This window comes from Flavobacterium sp. S87F.05.LMB.W.Kidney.N (assembly GCF_004366435.1).
In the GTDB taxonomy this organism is placed as follows: Bacteria; Bacteroidota; Bacteroidia; order Flavobacteriales; family Flavobacteriaceae; genus Flavobacterium.
Genome location: NZ_SODX01000001.1, coordinates 886,112 through 905,786, shown reverse-complemented (window position 1 = coordinate 905,786; position 19,675 = coordinate 886,112). Strand labels below are relative to the sequence as shown.

The following is a 19,675-nucleotide window of genomic DNA, read 5'->3' as shown; positions in this document are numbered from 1 at the left end:
TTATGAGAATTTTAAGTCCTTCAAAAAGCCTTTTATTAACAATTACAACGATTGCTTTTGCGCATAACATTAACGCACAAGACCAAAATTTAACATTGAATCAAGATCCTAAATTTGAGCAATTGTTAAATGACAAACGTAAAATTAACACGTCAATAAATACAAACGATACTTATCGAATCCAAATCTTCAGCGGGAAAAGCGATGAAGCAAAAAAAACACTGTCGGATTTTAAAAGAGAAAATTCAAACATTGACGGAACAATTATATTTAGCACTCCAAATTACAAAGTAATTGTAGGAAACTTTAAAACCAGAATAGAAGCTGAAAGAAATTTAGTTGAAATTAAAAAAAGATACAAAAGCGTTTTCTTACTCAAACCTGGAAAATAAGACACTAAAAAAGCGAGATAAATATCTCGCTTTTTTTATATTCTCAATAGTGACTACAATTCATTAAACACAAGTAAAAACAATCATTTTAAAACAAAACATCCTTTTAATTATAGACTGAAACAATATTGCACAAACTTTCATTAAATCAGCTTTATATCAAAATTTTAATACTTGAATCGCAGTAACAATTAATTTACTACTTTAATTCCATTCGCTAAAAATCTTATTTCCTCTTTTGGTGACTTGATCGCATCTATTTCATCTTTTGTCTTTTTAGCATCCTTTGCATAATGTTTCAATTCTTCCACAGAAGTAACTTTTTTCTCAGCAACACCTTCTAAAACTACATTTTTACCTCTTAGTGCTGTAGGAACAAAAAAAGCATAATCTTTCATTTTAACAAAGAAAACAGATCCATCTTCAGTCTTAAGACTCAACCAACATCCTTTCTTTGGACAGACATCCGTCACTTCGCCTTTTACAGCTACATTTTCGATTTTGTTAGTAATCTTTAAATCTTTCTCTAATTTCTCAACCGAAACCGCCTTATTAACTGAACCATTTGAAACATCTGATCCATAGTAATCTCCAACTAATGCATTACCAGCAGGAGGCGCAGCTTTCTCTACAGCTTCCTGTGAAAAGCATAAAGAAGAAAAACTAATTAACAAAACAATTGTACATATTCTTAGTTTCATATTCAATAAGTTTTATAAAATTGATTCAACTAAATTACACATTAATTCATAAAAAAATAAGCCAGCAATTAAACATAACCATAAAAAAAAGTCCCAATTTGCATTGGGACTTTACATATAATTTATTGAATATTATTTCAATTTCTTTTTAATAGCTACTTCATGGTAAGCTTCAATTACATCGTTGATTTCAATGTCATTAAATCCTTTTATTTGAATACCACAATCATAACCTTTACTTACTTCTTTAACATCATCTTTGAATCGTTTTAAAGCAACTAATTCACCTGTATGAACTACAACTCCATCTCTAATAACTCTAATTTTAGAGCTTCTCAAGATTTTACCATCTGTTACCATACAACCTGCAATTGAACCTACTTTAGAAATTTTGAAAATCTCACGGATTTCCGCAGTTCCTAAAACTTCTTCTTTCATCTCTGGTGCCAACATTCCTTCCATTGCATCTTTCAAGTCATCGATAGCAGCATAAATAATAGAATAATAACGGATATCGATTTCTTCCTTATCAGCAAGCTGTCTAGCATTTCCTGCAGGACGAACGTTAAATCCAATAATAATTGCATCAGATGCAGAAGCTAAGTTAACGTCAGTTTCTGTAATTGCACCAACACCTTTATGAATGATATTAATTTGAACTTCTTCTGTAGAAAGTTTAGAGAACGAATCTGATAATGCTTCAACAGATCCATCAACGTCTCCTTTAAGGATAACATTTAATTCTTTAAACTGACCAAGAGCAATACGACGACCAATTTCATCAAGTGTAATATGTCTTTGTGTACGTACAGATTGTTCACGCATTAATTGAGAACGTTTAGATGCAATTTGTTTTGCTTCTTTTTCATCTTCAAATACATTGAACTTATCTCCCGCAGTAGCAGCTCCATCCAAACCTAAAACAGAAACTGGTGTTGAAGGTCCTGCTTGTAAAACAGTATGCCCTCTTTCATCATGCATCGCTTTAACTTTACCATGATGTTTTCCAGCCAACATGTAATCTCCAATTTTCAAAGTTCCGTGTTGAACTAAAATTGTAGAAACATATCCTTTTCCTTTATCTAAGAAAGCTTCAACTACAGTTCCCTGAGCCGCTTTATTTGGATTCGATTTTAAATCTAAGATTTCAGCTTCTAATAAAACTTTTTCAAGTAATTCTTTTACTCCTAATCCTGTTTTTGCAGAAATATCATGAGATTGGATTTTTCCTCCCCAGTCTTCAACAAGTAAATTCATACCTGCCAATCTTTCTTTAATTTTATCAGGGTTAGCATTTGGCTTATCCACTTTGTTGATCGCAAATATAATTGGCACATTAGCCGCTTGAGCGTGGCTGATTGCCTCTTTAGTTTGCGGCATGATATCATCATCCGCAGCAATTACAATAATAGCGATATCTGTAACTTGAGCTCCACGTGCACGCATTGCGGTAAACGCCTCGTGACCAGGAGTATCTAAGAAAGCTATTTTTTGTCCATTATCTAAAGTAACTCCATATGCTCCAATGTGCTGTGTAATACCTCCAGATTCACCCGCTATAACATTTTCTTTACGAATATAATCCAGTAAAGATGTTTTACCATGGTCAACGTGACCCATTACTGTAACAATTGGCGCTCTTGTTACTAAATCTTCTTCTTTATCTTCTACAACTTCAATCGCTTCTTCGATATCTACTGTAATAAATTCTACATCGTAACCAAACTCATCTGCAACGATAGTTAATGTTTCAGCATCTAAACGCTGATTCATGGTTACCATGATTCCAAGAGACATACAAGTTCCAATTACTTTTGTAATCGGCACATCCATCATGATTGCAATTTCACCTACAGTAACAAATTCCGTAACCTTAATAGTTTTACTTCCTTCGTCAAGTGCTCTCTGCTCATCATCAGATTTCTGACGGTGTGTTTCTCTCTTGTCTCTTCTATATTTTGCCGCTTTAGATTTTCCTCCTTTACCTTGAAGTTTTTCAAGAGTTTCTCTAATTTGGTTTTTTACTTCTTCTTCTGTTGGCTCAACTTTAGCTACAATCGCAGGACGATTTCCTTTTACGAAACCAGGTCTAGCACTTCTGTTAGCATTAAAACCTCCACCATTATTATTTGGCGTAATTTTATTTGGATTTGGAGTTCCAGGTGCGTTATTACCCGTTGCAGGTTTTGGCGCTCCAGGAGTTCCAGGTTTAGGAGCAATTCTTTTACGCTTATTTTTATTTGCGTTATTACCACCAGCCCCAGGAGTACCTGGTTTATTCTGAGCCGCTTTAGGATCTTCTTTCTTTTTCTTAGGCTTATTAAATTGAGACAAGTCAATTGTCTGCCCTGTAAGAGTTGTTCCTGAAAGCTTTTGATATTGAGTAGTGATCGTTTCCTCTGAAGTTGCTGGATCAGTCGATACGATTGGCTCCTGCGCAGCTTTAGATTCTGATTTCACTTCTTTTTTCTCAGTAATAATAGGTTTTTCAACCTTTTTTGTTTCCGAAACCGGCTGTGATACTACTGGTTCAGATTTTACAGTTTCATTTTGAACTGGTTTTTCTGACTGCACAGGTGTAACAACTGCTTTTGGTTCTTCAACCTTAGTTGTTTCTTCAGAAGGAGTAATTGCAGGTTTTTTTGGATTCAAGTCGATTTTACCAACTTGTACAGGTCCTGAAACAACAGCTCTAGCTTTTATTATTTCTTGCTGTTTTTGACGCTCTTCTTCTTGTCTGCGTTTGTCTTCAATTTCTTTTTCACGTTCTACACGCAATGCTTCTTTCTCTTTTCTTTTCTCTTCTCCAACCTCTTTTGAAGCCTCCTTATTCCCCTTATCGCCCGCAAATTGACTTTGAAGGATATTAAATTCACTATCAGAAATTTTTGCATTAGGATTTGCATCAATAGCAATTCCCTTATCTTTTAGATAATCTACAGCTCTTTCTAACGAAATATTTAATTCCCTTAAAACCTTATTTATTCTTATTACTCTCTCTTCAGACATATAACCTTTTTATTATTACCTTTTTCGTTGTGTTGTTAGAGCAGAATCAGCTATCTCTTAGCTGTCAAACTCTTCTTTTAGTATTTTCATAACATCTAGAATTGTTTCCTCTTCTAAATCTGTTCTTCTTACTAAATCTTCTACTTCATGTTTCAAGATACTTTTTGCAGTATCTAAACCTATTTTAGCAAACTCTTCAATTACCCATTCTTCGATTTCATCTGAAAATTCTGTTAATTCAACATCATCCTCATCTGCAACAGTACCGGCAACATCTCCTTCACGAATAACATCTAATTCATAACCAGTTAATTGACCAGCTAATTTGATATTGTGACCACCTCTACCAATTGCTTTAGAAACCTCTTCTAATTTCAAGAATACTTCAGCTCTTTTGTTATCTTCATCAATTTTGATAGAAGAAACTTTTGCAGGGCTTAATGCTCTTGTAATAAACAATTGAATGTTGTTTGTATAATTGATTACATCAATATTTTCATTTCCTAATTCACGAACAATTCCATGAATACGAGAACCTTTCATTCCCACACAAGCACCTACTGGATCAATTCTATCATCATAAGAATCAACAGCTACTTTTGCTTTTTCTCCAGGAATACGAACTACATTTTTCACTGTAATTAAACCGTCGAAAACTTCTGGAATTTCTTGTTCAAATAATTTTTCTAAGAACTTTTCTGAAGTTCTAGACATAATAATTTGAGGTTTATTTCCTTTTAATTCAACGCTTTCAATAATACCGCGAACATTATCTCCTTTACGGAAAAAGTCAGATGGAATTTGTTTTTCTTTTGGAAGAACAATTTCATTTCCTTCGTCATCAACCAAAATAACTACTCTAGGACGTACGTGATGTACTTCTGCTGTATAAATATCACCGATAATATCTTTAAATTGTTTGTAAAGATTTGTATTATCGTGCTCATGAATTTTAGATATTAGATTTTGGCGAAGCGCTAAGATAGCTCTTCTTCCTAAATCAATCAATTTTACTTCTTCAGAAACCTCTTCTCCAATTTCAAAATCCGCTTCAATTTTTCTTGCTTCAGTCAATGTAATCTCCTCATTTTCAAAATCAAGATCCTCATCGGCAACAATTACTCTTCTTCTCCAAATTTCCATATCCCCTTTATCAGGATTTATAATGATATCGAAATTTTCATCTGAACCGTATTTTTTCTTTAATGCATTTCTAAATACGTCCTCTAAAATTGCCATAAGCGTTACACGATCAATAAGTTTATTATCTTTAAACTCTGAGAATGAATCGATTAATGCTAAATTTTCCATGCGAATTTTTTAATTAAAATTAAAATGTTACCGTAACAACTGCCTCTTTAATTTCTGTATAAGGTATTTGTTGCTCTTTTTGAACTGTTTCTTTTCCTTTTCCTACTTTTTTCGGTTCTCTTGCTTTCCAAGACAAAATTATAAAAACATCATTAGCTTCTATCAATTCTGCCTCGATTTTTTCAGTATTTGTAGTAACAATCAGCGTTCTACCAATATTTTTCTTGTATTGTCTTATTAATTTTAAAGGCGACCCTACTCCAACTGATGCTACTTCAAGCGAAAAATCCTGCTCTTCACGATCCAGATTATTCTCTATTGCACGACTAATATCGATGCAATCCTGCAGTGCCACTCCATTATCACCGTCTAAACCAACACTAATTTTAAAAGAATCCGAAACTGCCAAATCAATCAAAAAGATAGATGGTTTTTCCAGAAGAGCTTCCGTAATTAATCCGTTTACTTTTTCTTTAAATGTCATAATTTTATAAAAAGAGGGGACATTTAGTCCCCTCATTATTTAGATTTTAATAAATAACAGTGCAAATATAGTGATTTTTTTATAAATCAAATAAATAGATTGCTCTAAAAATATTTCTTATCTTTATATAAGCATTAAATACTGAATTATTCATACAATTAACCTCAAAACTATGAAACGAATTTTAGTACCTACCGATTTTTCAGAACATGCAGAAGACGCCTTAAAAGTCGCTGCTCAAATTGCCAAAAGAAACAATTCTGAGATCATTATTTTGCACATGCTTGAATTACCACATCAAGCAAACGACGCCATTCTGGGCGGAATCAGCATTCCCGAAAGTATGCTTTTTATGAAAAAAGCAAATGAAATGCTGGACGAAGTTTCTGCAAGGCCTTATCTGGACGGATTAGAGGTTACCGAAATCGTAAAAATGGACAAACCAATACACGGTATCATTCAAATCAGCAAAGATCATGATGTAGATTTAATCGTAATGGGCTCACACGGTTCTTCTGGTGTCGAAGAATTATTAATTGGATCTAATACTGAAAAAGTTGTTCGAAATTCAGAAATACCCGTTCTAGTTATCAAGGAAAATATTTCGAATTTTAATGCTACTAACATTGTTTTCGCTTCTGATTTTTCAGAAGAAGCAAAAAAACCTTTTGAAAAACTTTTAAATTTTGCAAAATTCTTTGACTCAAAAATACACCTTGTAAACATATGCACTCCTAACAGCTTTAAACCTACACACGTTGCCGAGAAAGCCATTAATGAATTTGTAGATCAGTTTAGCATCACCAATTACACAGCTCAAACCTACAATGACACCAATATTGAAAAAGGAATTATTAATTTCTCTAACAAAATAAACGCTGACATAATAGGAATGTGCACTCATGGCAGGACTGGTTTTGCACACTTTTTTAACGGAAGCATAAGCGAAGGATTAGTCAATCACGCTGTAAAACCTGTAATTACCTTAAAGATTTAAATAATAATCACAACATAAAAAGCTTCTCAAATGAGAAGCTTTTTTTTTACAACAAATTAAGAATTAAAGACTTGTAACATAATCTTCAATACATATTACAACCCTAACAACCTACGTATCTCTTCTACAGTAATACCAAGATACGCCGCAGCCGCATCGAGATTACCACCTAAAAAGTCTACTATTTTTACCACATCATCAACCCAGCCTCCCCCTTGCACTAATTTCATCTCAGAAGGATTTAACTCTGTAAAATTCAATTTTTTTAAATTGTCCATAATTTCAATCAATTAAATTATTAAATCAGTTAAGAACAAAAAACACTGCAGTATTTTTTTTGTGACATCAAATATATGTAAAATACTAATATACAGACATATAAAAATAATTTATTAATCAAAAAATGACATTTAACCTGATCAAAACCCCGATTTTACAAGTACAATCGTGGACTAAAATTTACAGCATAAAAAAAGCCTCTCATTTCTGAGAGGCTTTATGTTGGTCTACTAGGACTCGAACCTAGAAAGACTGCACCAAAAACAGTTGTGTTACCATTACACCATAGACCAGCAGCGCTGTTAAGCGGGTGCAAAATTAGAACTTTATTTAGTTTATGCAAATTTTTAAGGTATTTTTTTTGCATAAAAAAAAGCCTCTCATTTCTGAGAGGCTTTATGTTGGTCTACTAGGACTCGAACCTAGAAAGACTGCACCAAAAACAGTTGTGTTACCATTACACCATAGACCAGCAGTGCTGTTAAGCGAGTGCAAATTTAAGGCTTTATTTAGTTTGTGCAAACTTTTCGAGCAAAAAAAATGATTTTTTTTGCTTTTTTTAATTTAAAAATCCCCTATAACTACAGAAACACTTAATATACAATGCATTACTTTTTGGAGATAGTTTTGTAGAATTTTTTGTTAATGCTCGTTTCTTTACACAAAAAAACATTTTCTTTGTAGGATAGAAAACATTCAAATTTTTAACACCTAAATATGGCACAATTCAATTTCAATAAATGGAATACAATTATTGGTTGGTTTGCATTTGCAATCGCTTTAATTACTTACACTTTAACAGTTGAACCTACAATGAGCTTTTGGGATTGCGGAGAATATATCGCTACCGCTGCCAAACTTGAAGTAGGCCACCCACCGGGAGCTCCTCTTTTTCAAATGATGGGTGCATTTTTTGCAATGTTTGCGATTGATGCCCAGCATGTAGCTCTAATGGTTAACATGATGTCTGTTTTTTCTAGCGCTTTCACTATATTATTTATGTTTTGGTCTTCATCTATGATCTTAAAAAAGATTGTAGCTCGTTTTGCCGAGATTGATCAAAATAATTCGATTGTTATTTTGGGAAGCTCTTTTGTTGGAGCTTTAGCTTATACTTTTTCTGACAGTTTTTGGTTTAATGCAGTAGAAGCCGAGGTTTATGCTATGGCATCTTTATTAATTGCATTGCTTTTTTGGCTTGGCTTACGCTGGGAACAAGACATGGACAAACCAAAAGGAAATAAATGGCTTTTAATTATTTCTTTAGTTGTCGGACTTTCGTTTGGAGTTCACTTTATGGCTCTTCTAACTATTCCTTCTATCGGATTTTTATACTATTTCAAACACTATGAAAAAGTTACTATTAAGAACTTTCTAATTGCTAATGTTGTTGTTATTGGAATCTTATTATTTATTTTCAAATTACTTCTTCCATTAACCATGGCTTTTTTCGGAAAAACCGAAATCTTTATGGTAAACAGCATGGGACTTCCTTTTAATTCAGGAACCATATTTGTAGCGTTGTTATTTATCGCTTTCTTTTATTTTGGATTAAAATTTACCAAACAAAAAGGCTTAATATTTTACAACACTATAATATTATGTATTTTATTCATCCTGATTGGTTTCTCTACTTGGATGATGCTTCCTGTTCGTGCGAATGCTAATACGGTTATCAATGAAAACAAACCTTCAGATGCTATTGAGGTTTTAGCGTATTATAATCGTGAACAATATGGTGTAAATCCTTTGTTTTATGGGCCTCAGTATACTGAAGTTTTTTCTGGACTTGATGCTAAAACACCTTATTTAGATAAAAAACCTAACTACGAAAGAGATTATAAAACTGGTAAATATATTATTACCAACAATTATAAAAACGCAGAGCAAAATTCTGATGACAATCAGAAAACAATTCTGCCTAGAATGTGGAGTACAGATACCCCTCACATTCAAAATTATATCAACTTTACAAATCCTCCGAAATTCAAAATCAACCCTAATTATGATTATGAAGAGGATTTAGCTAAATACGGAATTGACCCAAGCCAGTTGAGCGAAGATGAATACAATAAGGCTACTGCTCAATTACGCAATGAAGTTGAAAAAACTGTTTCTGAATTTAGACATGCTTACGCTCAAAAACAAATTGATAACGAAGGTTATGTTAAATTCCTGCAAAGCTACAAGGACTATTTAATTATTGAAAAACCAACTACAGCAGACAATTTTGGTTTTATGTTCGAATACCAATTTGGATATATGTACTGGAGATATTTGATGTGGAATTTTGTTGGACGTCAAAATGATGTTCAAGGTAAGTATGATAATTTAGACGGAAACTGGATCAGCGGTATTAAACCTTTAGATTCTATTCATTTAGGATCACAGGACAATTTACCTTCAGACGTATTAAACAATAAAGGACGTAATGTATATTATTTCCTTCCATTTATCTTAGGTTTAATTGGTTTAATGTACCACGCAAATAAAGATCTAAAAAGCTTTTATGTTCTTTTGGCTTTATTCTTATTTACAGGAATTGCATTAAAAATATATTTGAACGAAAGACCTTTTGAACCTCGCGAAAGAGATTATGCTCTTGTTGGCTCCTTCTATGTCTTTGCGATCTGGATTGGTTTTGGTGTTTATTCGCTCTATGAAAGCATTCAAAAATACCTGGCTCCAAAAATTGCAGGACCAGTTATTATTGCAGGAAGCTTACTGGCTGCTCCTATTTTAATGGCTGCTCAAAACTGGGACGATCATGACAGATCTAACAGATATACAGCTTTAGCAATGGCAAAGGCTTATTTAAGTTCTTGCGATAAAGACGCTATTTTATTTACTATTGGAGACAACGACACATTCCCGCTTTGGTATGCGCAGGAGATTGAGCATTTCAGGACAGACGTCAAAATCGTAAATACAAGTTTATTTATGACTGATTGGTACATCGATCAAATGAAAGCCAAATCGTATGAATCTAATGCGCTTCCTATTTCTTTTACACATGATCAATATGTAGGAGATAAACTGGATTATGTTGCTTATATTCAAAAAATTGACACTCGCTGGAATCTTAATGATTTTATAGATTTTATCAAAAATCCTAAATCAACTGTTGGTTTACAAAATGGACAAACAATTCATTTCTACCCAACTAACAAAATTAGAGTGAACGTTGATAAAAATACCATCATCAAAAACAAAGTGGTTAATCCTAAATACAATGATTCTATTGTTCCTTATTTAGACATTAATATTAAAGGAGGTGCATTGTACAAAAACCGATTAATGATGCTTGATATCTTAGCTAATAACAATTGGAAAAGACCGATTTATTTTAGCGGAGGTGCTTTTGATGATGAAGATTATTTATGGTTAAAAGATTATCTGCAGTTAGACGGAATGGTTTACAAATTGGTTCCTGTAAAAAATACTCCTTCTAAAGACGGAGGTCCATTAGATATGGGACAAATAGATGCAGATAAAATGTATGATATTGTAATGAAATGGGATTGGGGTAACAACGAAAGTGAAAAAATTTACCACGACCCAGAAACAAGAAGAAACAGCATTACTTATCGCACGAATCTTTCAAGATTGATGAACCAGCTTATTGAAGAGGGTAAAATTGACAAAGCTAAAAAAGTCATTAATTTAGCTATAACCAAAATGCCTTTAGACAAATTTGGCTATTATTCTTTAGTTGAACCTTTTGCCGATGGTTATTATAAAGTTGGCGAAACTGCAAAAGCACAAGACCTTTTAAACAAATTGGTTCAAAAGTACAAAGAGGATTTAAACTATTACAGTACCTTAACTCCTTCTGACCAAACTGATTTAGCAGTAGACATCATTACAGATATTGAACGCTACAGAAGTTTGCTACATGTAATGCAGGACAATAAAGACACTGCTTTTTACAACAAACATAAAACGACATTTAATACTTATGTAAATGTTTTTGAACGTTTTGGACGCGAAAAAGAATAGATAATATACGAAAATCTTAACAATTAAAAAAATGCAGCGCTGTTTGATAAATAGCGCTGCATTTTTTAATTTTACGTACAATGTAAATTCAATTCAAGATGAGCTTTTATTGGGTAAAAACAAATTCATTTATAAAAAGGGTATTTTCTAAATATTGCTGGGACATTCCTAACAATGAAAAGAAAATATACCTAACTTTTGATGACGGACCTACTCCAGAAATTACTGACTGGGTTTTATCTGAATTAAAAAAATTTGATGCAAAAGCTACTTTTTTCTGCATTGGAAAAAACATTAAAGCCAATCTAGCCTTATTTGAAAAGCTGATTACAGATGGGCATTCTATTGGAAATCATACTATGAATCATGTAAATGGATGGAAAATTCATACCAATGATTATATTGAAAATGTAAAAAACTGCGCAGAGGTTTTAGACGAACAAGAAAAAACTCCTAATCGTTTGCTATTTCGTCCTCCTTACGGAAAAATCAAAAAAGCGCAATCGAAAGTGCTAAGAAAATTAGGCTATAAAATAGTAATGTGGGATGTTTTGAGCGCTGACTTTGATCAAAGCATCACTCCTGAAAAATGCCTTGAAAACGTAACAAAAAACGTAAAATCTGGCAGTGTGATTGTTTTCCATGACAGTATTAAAGCTTCTCCAAATTTAAGATTTGCTTTACCGCGAACACTTCATTTTTTAAAGGAAAACGGATATAAATTTGACATTATTCACTAAGACAACATCAAAAAGAAAGTTTTAGACGTTAAATTGTTCTTGAACAATTCCGATTATAGTATTCGCATCAAGCTCTCCAGACTGTCTCCAAATCATTTGCCCCTCCTTATAAATCATTAAGGTTGGAAGTCCTTTAATACGAAGTGCTTCTGCTAATTCCTGATTTTTATCTACATCAATTTTAATCACTTTAGCTTTATCACCAAGCGCTGCAGCAACATCCTTAATCACAGGATGCATAGAAACAGAAGATTCATTCCAATCGGTGTAAAAATCAATTAACACTGGAACTTGAGCATTTATTAGTTCTCCAAATTTTGACATAAAACCAAAAATTTTAAGTTTTTTAAATCTATAAAAAGAAATAAATATAATACAAATTTAGCATTTTTAACGAATTAAGCGACATTACGGCCTTTTTTTAGTTCAATAACCGTTATTTCGGGCATAATACCAACTCGTCCTGGATAAGCATGAAAACCAAATCCACGGTTAACATAAACGTATCTTCCAACATTTTCGTACAAGCCTGCCCATTGTTTATAAATATATTGTGCCAGACTCCATTTAAAATATCCTGGAATTTCAATTCCGAACTGCATACCATGTGTATGTCCAGCAAGAGTCAGGTGAAAGTTCTTTGGATGATTTTTAATTTCAGCCTCCCAATGACTTGGATCATGGCTCATTAAAACTTTAAAATCATCTTGATTGACACCATCCGAAGCTTTATTAAGATCTCCAGCTTTTTTAAAATTTACGCCCCAGTTTTCTACACCAATAAGAGCAATTTTATCCTCTCCTTTTTGAATATAAGTATGTTCGTTTAGTAAAAGTTTAAAACCGATTTGATCGTATAATTTTTTAATCTGCTGAAAATTTTCGTCTTTTTCTTTTTCAGAAGGCCATGTCACATATTCACCGTAATCATGATTTCCTAATACCGAAAACTTTCCATATTTATAATCTTTAATACGGTTAAAAGTCTCCAGCCAAGGATGCATTTCTTTTGCATGTGTATTTACAATATCTCCCGTAAATAAAATCATATCTGATTCCTGTGCATTGATCAAATCAATAGCATAATTTATTTTTTCTGGATTATCGAAGCTTCCGCTGTGAACATCTGAAATCTGAGTGATTTTAAAACCATCAAAAGCATCTGGAAGATCTGGAAAAAATATTGTTTGTTTAAAAACTTTGAAATTATATTTACCTTCAAAAATTCCATAAATCAAAGACAAAAAAGGAACTGCCGCAAGACCTAAGGCAATTTGACTCACAAATTTTCTACGATCTGGCATCATCTCTTTTCTTGGAGTATTGTAAATGAAGTAATTCAATATACTTGCTCCTATTCTAAAAATATCCTCTCCAAACATTACCAATGTCAGCACAATCTTTGGCACATAAACCAAGAGCATTAAACCCATAGTAAACATGGTCTGCTTGGTTTGCCCAACAGATCGATCAAACTGTGTGAAAGAATAAATGATAAAAATTAAAAGCAGTAAGCTTATAACTTGGTAACTTACTAAAGCCCATCTAACTTTAATTAAAGTTCGAAAAGCCTGATACGAATAAAACTCAATAAATAAGAAAAGAGCGCATAGAATTACAAAACGAAAAATCATTTGTTATAGTTTTAAGCAAAGTAACAAAGAATGGAAATTTTATAGCTTTTTATTATAAAAAATTTAACGCTATTAAAAAATAAAAAAGCTGAAAGATGGCTCTTTCAGCTTTAATCTACCAACCTTTTAAAACTATTTTAGTCTACGACAATTAGTGCCGTTTTATTTTGCTTTTGGTGCTTCTGCTTTTGTAGTTTCAGCTTTTTTCTCACCTTTTGCTTTTTTGTGTGCTTTTTTATCTTGTTTAGGAGCTTTTGCTTCTTTTGTTTGAGTTGCTGGCGCTGGAGTTGTTTGAGCATTTACCATTGAAAATGTTCCTAATACTGCTACTGCTAAAATTGCTAATTTTTTCATGATCTGATTTTTTTTGATTATTATTTCATTATTTAATAAGTCAAAGATATAATCGTAAAATGAAGACAAAATGAAGACAAAGTCTTACAACAAATTTTAACTTTTAATTAGCTTTTTCAAATAATAACGTAAAAACAGTTCCTTGGTTTAAAACAGATTCAACCTTGATTTGAACACGGTGAAAAGAAGCAATACTTTGAGCAATTGGAAGTCCTAACCCTTGTCCTTCTTGATCTGAGCTGATTCGTGCAAATCTGCTGAATATTTTTTCCAGCTGTGATTCTTCCATTCCAATTCCAGAATCTTTGACCGAAATAAAATAATATTCGTCAACAAATCCGTCTTCTATAAAAATACTGCCTTTTGGCTTATTGTATTTTATGGCATTTATAACCAAATTATAAATAAGAATATGAATTAAGGTTTTGTTGCCTGTAAAAACAAAATCGTTTTGCATTCGATTTACAAACTGAATTTCTTTGTCATCAATACGGTCTTCTAAATCTTCTTGCAAATCCAGAACTACCTCACGCAGATTAATTTCTTCATTTGCTTCATATTGATTGTTATCTATTCTAGAAATAAGCAATAAATTATTGATGATTTTTTTTAGCATATCTAATGTCTTTAATGAGCCTGCAATTTTATCGACTGCGTTGTCATTTAAAGATTCGTTCTGCAATAAGTTTTCAAGTTTGTTTTTAAGCAGTGCAATTGGCGTTAGAAGTTCGTGCGAAACATTAGAAATGAATTGTTTTTCTTTTTTAAAAACTTCTGAAATACGATCCATCATTTGATTTAAAACAAAATCAAGTTCGCGGAAATCTCTTGAACCAGCTTTTATAGGAGTATGATCAAATGCATCTGGTTCGTTTACCCGTCTGATTTTTGTATCAATGATTTTATAAAAAGGTTTGAGAAGATATTCAATATAAAACGTATCAGCCAAAAAAGTAATAAAGAGTATTACAACAAAAACCACAATAATAAAGAATCGAATAACAAAAGTTAAATCATTTACTTCACTAAGGCTGCTCCCAATTTCCAGTTGATAATCTTGGCCCTCATAAGTAAAATGATGCTGCAAAATTCGGTATTCATTTTCTTCACCTTCAATTTCACGATAATCATTGCTAAAAGTTGTTTTTTTCTGATGTGGTTTTATGGGCACGCGGGACAGTACTAAAAACTCACTGTGAAGAGTCGAAAACTCTGAAAAAGTCTCCGTGGAATCATTTGGATTTTCTATAAAATCATTGATTTCTTCTTGGTTCAAATGTTCAATAAATTTCTTCTTTTTCTCCAGCAGACTATTATTAATATGATGATAAACTACATTTTCTACCAAAATAGGCAGCATCAGCCATAAAATCAAAATCACCAACAATCTTGTCAGTGCATTAAAAATAGCTAATTGATGTTTTATCTTCACAAAAATTGATTTATTCGTTTATACGATATCCAACGTTTCGAACGGTTTCGAACCAATCTATAGGTGCGTGTTTGTCAAGTTTTTTTCTGAGATTTCGAACATGGACATCAATAAAATTAGAATCTGAATTTACTTCTAAAATATCTCCCCAAATATGTTCGGTAAGCTGCAAACGAGTAATTACCCGATTTTTATTTAAAACCAAATATTGAAAAATATCAAATTCCTTTTTCGTAAGATTGATCGGATTATCATTGAAACTTACTTTGTAATCTTGCAGCTGTAATACAAAGCCATTAATAGAAAGTGTATTTAAAGTAAAGCCGTGTATTCTTCGAATAACGGCAAACAATCTTGCGCCAAGCTCTGTTAACGCAAAAGGTTTTGTTAAGTAATCATCGGCACCTAAATGCAGACCATTAATTCTATCATCAAGCTCCCCTCTTGCCGTTAACACAATAACCGCCATTTTTGATTTTGTTTTTCTAACAGTCTGCAATACCTCAAAACCATCTCCGTCAGGAAGTCCTAAATCTAACAGCATCGCATCATAATCATTACTGCTAAACTCTTCTAAAGCATCGCTGCAGGTATGCGTGATTTTACATATATATCCTGCATTACACAAAAAATCATAAACCTCTACCGCAAGTTCACGATTATCTTCAACAATCAAAATATTCATAAAAAATGTGCTTAAGCGAAATTAAAATTAATCATTTAAAAGAAGAAAAATCTGCATTATTAAAACATTAACGAAAAAAGCTGACAAATTTCTTCATCAGCTTTTACCACCTTCATTCTTCATAATTATCCTTCCTGTTTTGCTTCCTTACAATCTTCGAAAACAAAACAAAAAGCAACATTATTTTTTCACTTTTGCAGTTTCTGTTTTTGGGGCTTCAGTTTTTGAAGCTTCTGTTTTTTCTGATTTTGCTTTTTTATCAGATTTGTGTTTAGGATGTTTTGTTGCTTTCACCTCTTTAGCTGGAGCTTCTTTTCCATTTTTTGCTGGAAAAGCTTGAACCATTGCACTTGTTCCTAAAACTGCTACTAATAACATTAATAAATTTCTCATGATTTCTAAGTATTTAAATTAATAACTTTTTATTTTACAGATCAAAATTACCTTCGAAAAATGAAGAGATCATGAAGAAATCGCCGAATAAAAAAATTTAACTTGATATTAACTCTTTGCATTTTTTCCTACCATATAATATAGAAGTTCATTTTAGCATGGTGTATTTAAAGTTTATGAATATCTGCAAAATTAAATACCCTTATATAACTTATGTGATGAAAAAAAATCTTATTAGTCTAATTTTTAAAAACCCAATTGTTTATTTTTACAGACTAATATTTTTTATATGTCAACTCAAAAACGTCTTTTTCTTCTAGATGCTTACGCATTAATTTTTCGCGGCTATTATGCCTTTATAAAAAACCCGAGAATCAACTCAAAAGGAATGGATACATCTGCAATTATGGGATTTATGAATTCCCTTTTAGATGTTATTAAAAGAGAAAAACCAGATCATTTAGCTGTTGCTTTTGATAAAGAAGGAAGTCAGGTAAGAACCGAAATGTTTGCTGAATATAAAGCCAATCGTGATGCAACACCAGAGGCTATTAAAATTGCCATTCCTTATATTCAAGAATTATTAAAAGCCATGCACATTCCGATTATTGAAATCGCAGGATGTGAAGCCGATGACTTAATTGGAACAATTGCCAAACAAGCCGAAAAGCAAAATTATAAGGTTTACATGGTAACGCCTGATAAGGATTTTGCACAATTGGTTTCTGAAAATATTTTTATGTACAAACCGGCCCGAATGGGTAACGGAATCGAAATTTGGGGAATTCCTGAGGTTTTAGCCAAATTTGAAGTGGAAAGACCTGAACAAGTAATTGATTTTCTTGGAATGATGGGCGACGCCGTGGATAACATACCTGGATTGCCTGGTGTTGGTGAAGTAACCGCTAAAAAGTTCTTGAAAGAATTTGGGACAATGGAAAACCTTTTAGAAAACACACATTTACTAAAAGGAAAAATGAAAGAAAATATCGAAGCTAATAAAGACAAAGGTATTCTCTCTAAAAAACTCGCAACTATTATATGTGACTGTGATGTTGTTTTTAATGAAGACGACTACGAACTTTCACGTCCTGATATCGAAAAAACAGATGCTATTTTTCAGGAATTGGAATTTAGAAGAATGGCTGAGCAGTTTGATAATTTATTTAAAGTTGGAGGCGGAAATGAATTAGCAAGTTCTACTCCAGCATCTGATGCCAAATTATACAAAAAGCCACAGCCTAAAAACGAAGATCAATTTGACCTTTTTGGCGGAGGCGGAACTACTTTAGACGAAAGCGCTGAAGCTGCTAGAAATTCATTTTACAATACTTTAGAAAATACTGAACATTCTTATCAAACTATTCAAGGTGATTTAGGAATTAAATTGCTTCTACAGAATTTACAAAAACAGACTTCTGTTTGTTTTGATACAGAAACCACAGGAATCGATGCTTTGCATGCAGAACTTGTTGGAATGTCTTTCTCATACGAAAAAGGAAAAGCATTTTACGTTCCGTTTCCGGAAAGCCAGGAAGAAGCACAAGCTTTAGTTGACAAATTCGTTCCGTTTTTTGAAAATGAAAATATTGAAAAGATCGGGCAAAACTTAAAATACGATTTAAAAATTCTGGCTAATTACGGCGTTACTGTAAAAGGAAAACTTTTTGACACCATGATTGCGCATTATCTGATTAATCCAGATATGCGTCATAATATGGATATTTTAGCAGAAACGTATTTAAAATATTCACCAAAATCTATTGAAACTTTAATTGGAAAAAAAGGAAAAAATCAGCTTAACATGCGTGATGTTCCTTTGGAAGATATTAAAGAATATGCTGCTGAAGATGCCGATATTACTTTACAATTAAAAGAAATATTTACCGCTGAACTAGACAAAACAGAAACTAAAAAGTTATTTGATGAAATCGAAATTCCATTAGTAAGCGTTTTAGCTGCGATGGAAACAGAAGGAATTCGTCTTGATGTTGATTTCTTAAAACAAATGTCTACAGAGATGGATGTTGAAATCAAATCTTTAGAAGAAAAAATATACGAAACTGCCGGCGAGAAATTCAATTTGGCTTCTCCAAAACAATTAGGAGACATTTTATTTGATAAACTTAAAATTGGCGGCGCAAAGCAAAAGAAAACCAAAACGGGTCAATATGCAACTGGAGAAGAAGTTTTGACTTATTTAGCTAATGACAATCCAATTGTAAAACAAATTTTGGACTGGCGTCAAATGGTGAAACTGCAAAGTACTTACATCATGGCTTTACCGGAACAAGTTGACAAAAAGACTTTACGCGTTCATACGGATTATATGCAGACTGTTGCCGCAACAGGACGTTTAAGTTCTAATAATCCGAACCTGCAAAACATTCCGATTCGTACCGAAAGAGGCCGTCAGATTCGTAAAGCATTTGTTGCTCGCGATGAAAATCACACTTTAATTTCTGCCGATTACTCGCAAATCGAATTGCGAATTATTGCAGCTTTAAGTGGTGAAGAAAATATGATTGCTGCTTTCCAAAATGGAGAAGATATTCACAGAGCTACTGCCGCAAAAGTTTTTGATGTGGCCTTAGAAGAAGTTTCGCGCGAACAAAGAAGCAACGCTAAAACGGTAAACTTCGGAATTATATATGGTGTTTCTGCTTTCGGTTTAAGCAATCAAACTTCATTATCCCGCGGTGAAAGTGCCGCTTTGATCGATGCATACTACAAAACATATCCGAGATTAAAATCATACATCCAAGATCAGGTTGAATTTGCTCGTGAAAATGGTTACGTACAGACAATCTTAGGACGCCGTCGTTACCTTAAAGATATCAACTCTGCAAATGCTGTTGTTAGAAGTGCCGCGGAACGAAATGCAGTAAACGCACCAATTCAAGGAAGTGCTGCCGATGTGATTAAAATTGCAATGATCAACATTCATAAAAAATTACAAGAAGAAAACTGGAAATCGAGAATGCTGCTTCAGGTGCATGATGAGCTTGTGTTCGATGTGCACAATGATGAACTCGAAAAAATTCAGCCAATGATTAAACACGAAATGGAGAATGCATTTAAAATGATAGTTCCGTTAGAGGTTGAAATTGGAATGGGTAAAGATTGGTTAGAAGCGCATTAATCTAATTTTAGATTTCAGATTGTTGATTTTAGATTTATAAATCTACGCAATCTTGTCCTTGCAAGGAACGAACACAAAAAAAAAGGACTATTCTTTCGAATGGTCCTTTTTTATCTATAATAT

Annotated in this window: 16 protein-coding genes and 2 tRNA genes; 5 read left to right on the top strand and 13 right to left on the bottom strand. The window is 32.8% G+C overall.

Annotated features, from left to right (window positions below; translation table 11 throughout):
* The first annotated feature begins 2 nt into the window (after positions 1-2).
* The gene (locus EDB96_RS03980) at positions 3-392 is read left to right on the top strand and encodes an SPOR domain-containing protein (protein WP_134139351.1); all 390 of its coding nucleotides are present in this window, start codon (positions 3-5) and stop codon (positions 390-392) included.
* A gap of 191 nt (positions 393-583) precedes the next feature.
* Here the strand turns inward: EDB96_RS03980 and EDB96_RS03975 are convergent, their stop codons facing one another.
* The 4 genes from EDB96_RS03975 to rimP all read right to left on the bottom strand — a co-directional run bounded on the left by EDB96_RS03975 (position 584) and on the right by rimP (position 5,897).
* Positions 584-1,093, bottom strand: a complete 510-nt coding sequence (locus EDB96_RS03975) for a DUF4920 domain-containing protein (RefSeq protein WP_134139350.1) — start codon at positions 1,091-1,093, stop codon at positions 584-586.
* Between the two features lie 132 nt (positions 1,094-1,225).
* Entirely contained in the window at positions 1,226-4,102 is a 2,877-nt protein-coding gene (infB, locus tag EDB96_RS03970) for a translation initiation factor IF-2 (protein ID WP_057117459.1), read from the bottom strand.
* Positions 4,103-4,159: 57 nt separating this feature from the next.
* A complete protein-coding gene (nusA, locus tag EDB96_RS03965; protein ID WP_057117460.1) occupies positions 4,160-5,413 on the bottom strand; it encodes a transcription termination factor NusA in 1,254 nt (417 codons plus the stop codon).
* 19 nt (positions 5,414-5,432) lie between these two features.
* Entirely contained in the window at positions 5,433-5,897 is a 465-nt protein-coding gene (rimP, locus tag EDB96_RS03960; protein ID WP_057117677.1) for a ribosome assembly cofactor RimP, read from the bottom strand.
* 172 nt (positions 5,898-6,069) lie between these two features.
* Here rimP and EDB96_RS03955 point away from each other — a divergent pair, with 172 nt between their 5' ends.
* Positions 6,070-6,894, top strand: a complete 825-nt coding sequence (locus tag EDB96_RS03955) for a universal stress protein (protein WP_134139349.1) — start codon at positions 6,070-6,072, stop codon at positions 6,892-6,894.
* 95 nt (positions 6,895-6,989) lie between these two features.
* Here the strand turns inward: EDB96_RS03955 and EDB96_RS03950 are convergent, their stop codons facing one another.
* From EDB96_RS03950 to EDB96_RS03940, 3 genes are all read right to left on the bottom strand, one after another.
* Positions 6,990-7,172, bottom strand: a complete 183-nt coding sequence (locus EDB96_RS03950) for a hypothetical protein (protein WP_134139347.1) — start codon at positions 7,170-7,172, stop codon at positions 6,990-6,992.
* A 223-nt stretch (positions 7,173-7,395) separates the two neighbouring features.
* A tRNA-Gln gene (locus tag EDB96_RS03945) sits at positions 7,396-7,466 on the bottom strand.
* A gap of 108 nt (positions 7,467-7,574) precedes the next feature.
* Positions 7,575-7,645: transfer RNA gene (locus tag EDB96_RS03940), tRNA-Gln, on the bottom strand.
* Positions 7,646-7,890: 245 nt separating this feature from the next.
* On the opposite strand from EDB96_RS03940, the gene EDB96_RS03935 reads away from it, so the two are divergent.
* On the top strand, positions 7,891-11,172 hold the full coding sequence (locus EDB96_RS03935) for a DUF2723 domain-containing protein (protein WP_134139345.1): 3,282 nt from the start codon (positions 7,891-7,893) through the stop codon (positions 11,170-11,172).
* 98 nt (positions 11,173-11,270) lie between these two features.
* Positions 11,271-11,912, top strand: a complete 642-nt coding sequence (locus EDB96_RS03930; protein WP_134139343.1) for a polysaccharide deacetylase family protein — start codon at positions 11,271-11,273, stop codon at positions 11,910-11,912.
* A 21-nt stretch (positions 11,913-11,933) separates the two neighbouring features.
* Here the strand turns inward: EDB96_RS03930 and EDB96_RS03925 are convergent, their stop codons facing one another.
* The 6 genes from EDB96_RS03925 to EDB96_RS03900 form a co-directional block, all read right to left on the bottom strand.
* Entirely contained in the window at positions 11,934-12,278 is a 345-nt protein-coding gene (locus tag EDB96_RS03925; RefSeq protein WP_262487377.1) for a thioredoxin family protein, read from the bottom strand.
* 32 nt (positions 12,279-12,310) lie between these two features.
* Positions 12,311-13,546 carry a metallophosphoesterase gene (locus tag EDB96_RS03920; RefSeq protein WP_134139341.1) on the bottom strand — a complete coding sequence of 412 codons (1,236 nt, stop codon included), beginning with the start codon at positions 13,544-13,546 and terminating at the stop codon, positions 12,311-12,313.
* 162 nt (positions 13,547-13,708) lie between these two features.
* Positions 13,709-13,900 (bottom strand): hypothetical protein, encoded by a 192-nt coding sequence (locus EDB96_RS03915; RefSeq protein WP_057117466.1) that lies wholly within the window; start codon positions 13,898-13,900, stop codon positions 13,709-13,711.
* A 103-nt stretch (positions 13,901-14,003) separates the two neighbouring features.
* Complete coding sequence (locus EDB96_RS03910) at positions 14,004-15,332, bottom strand: sensor histidine kinase (RefSeq protein ID WP_243839304.1); 1,329 nt, start codon at positions 15,330-15,332, stop codon at positions 14,004-14,006.
* A 10-nt stretch (positions 15,333-15,342) separates the two neighbouring features.
* Positions 15,343-16,017, bottom strand: coding sequence for a response regulator transcription factor (locus EDB96_RS03905; RefSeq protein WP_057117468.1), 675 nt, complete (start codon positions 16,015-16,017; stop codon positions 15,343-15,345).
* A gap of 180 nt (positions 16,018-16,197) precedes the next feature.
* Positions 16,198-16,410: a hypothetical protein gene (locus tag EDB96_RS03900; protein WP_134139340.1), complete on the bottom strand. Its 213-nt coding sequence runs from the start codon at positions 16,408-16,410 to the stop codon at positions 16,198-16,200.
* A gap of 289 nt (positions 16,411-16,699) precedes the next feature.
* On the opposite strand from EDB96_RS03900, the gene polA reads away from it, so the two are divergent.
* On the top strand, positions 16,700-19,552 hold the full coding sequence (gene polA, locus EDB96_RS03895) for a DNA polymerase I (protein WP_134139339.1): 2,853 nt from the start codon (positions 16,700-16,702) through the stop codon (positions 19,550-19,552).
* The last annotated feature ends 123 nt before the right edge of the window (positions 19,553-19,675 follow it).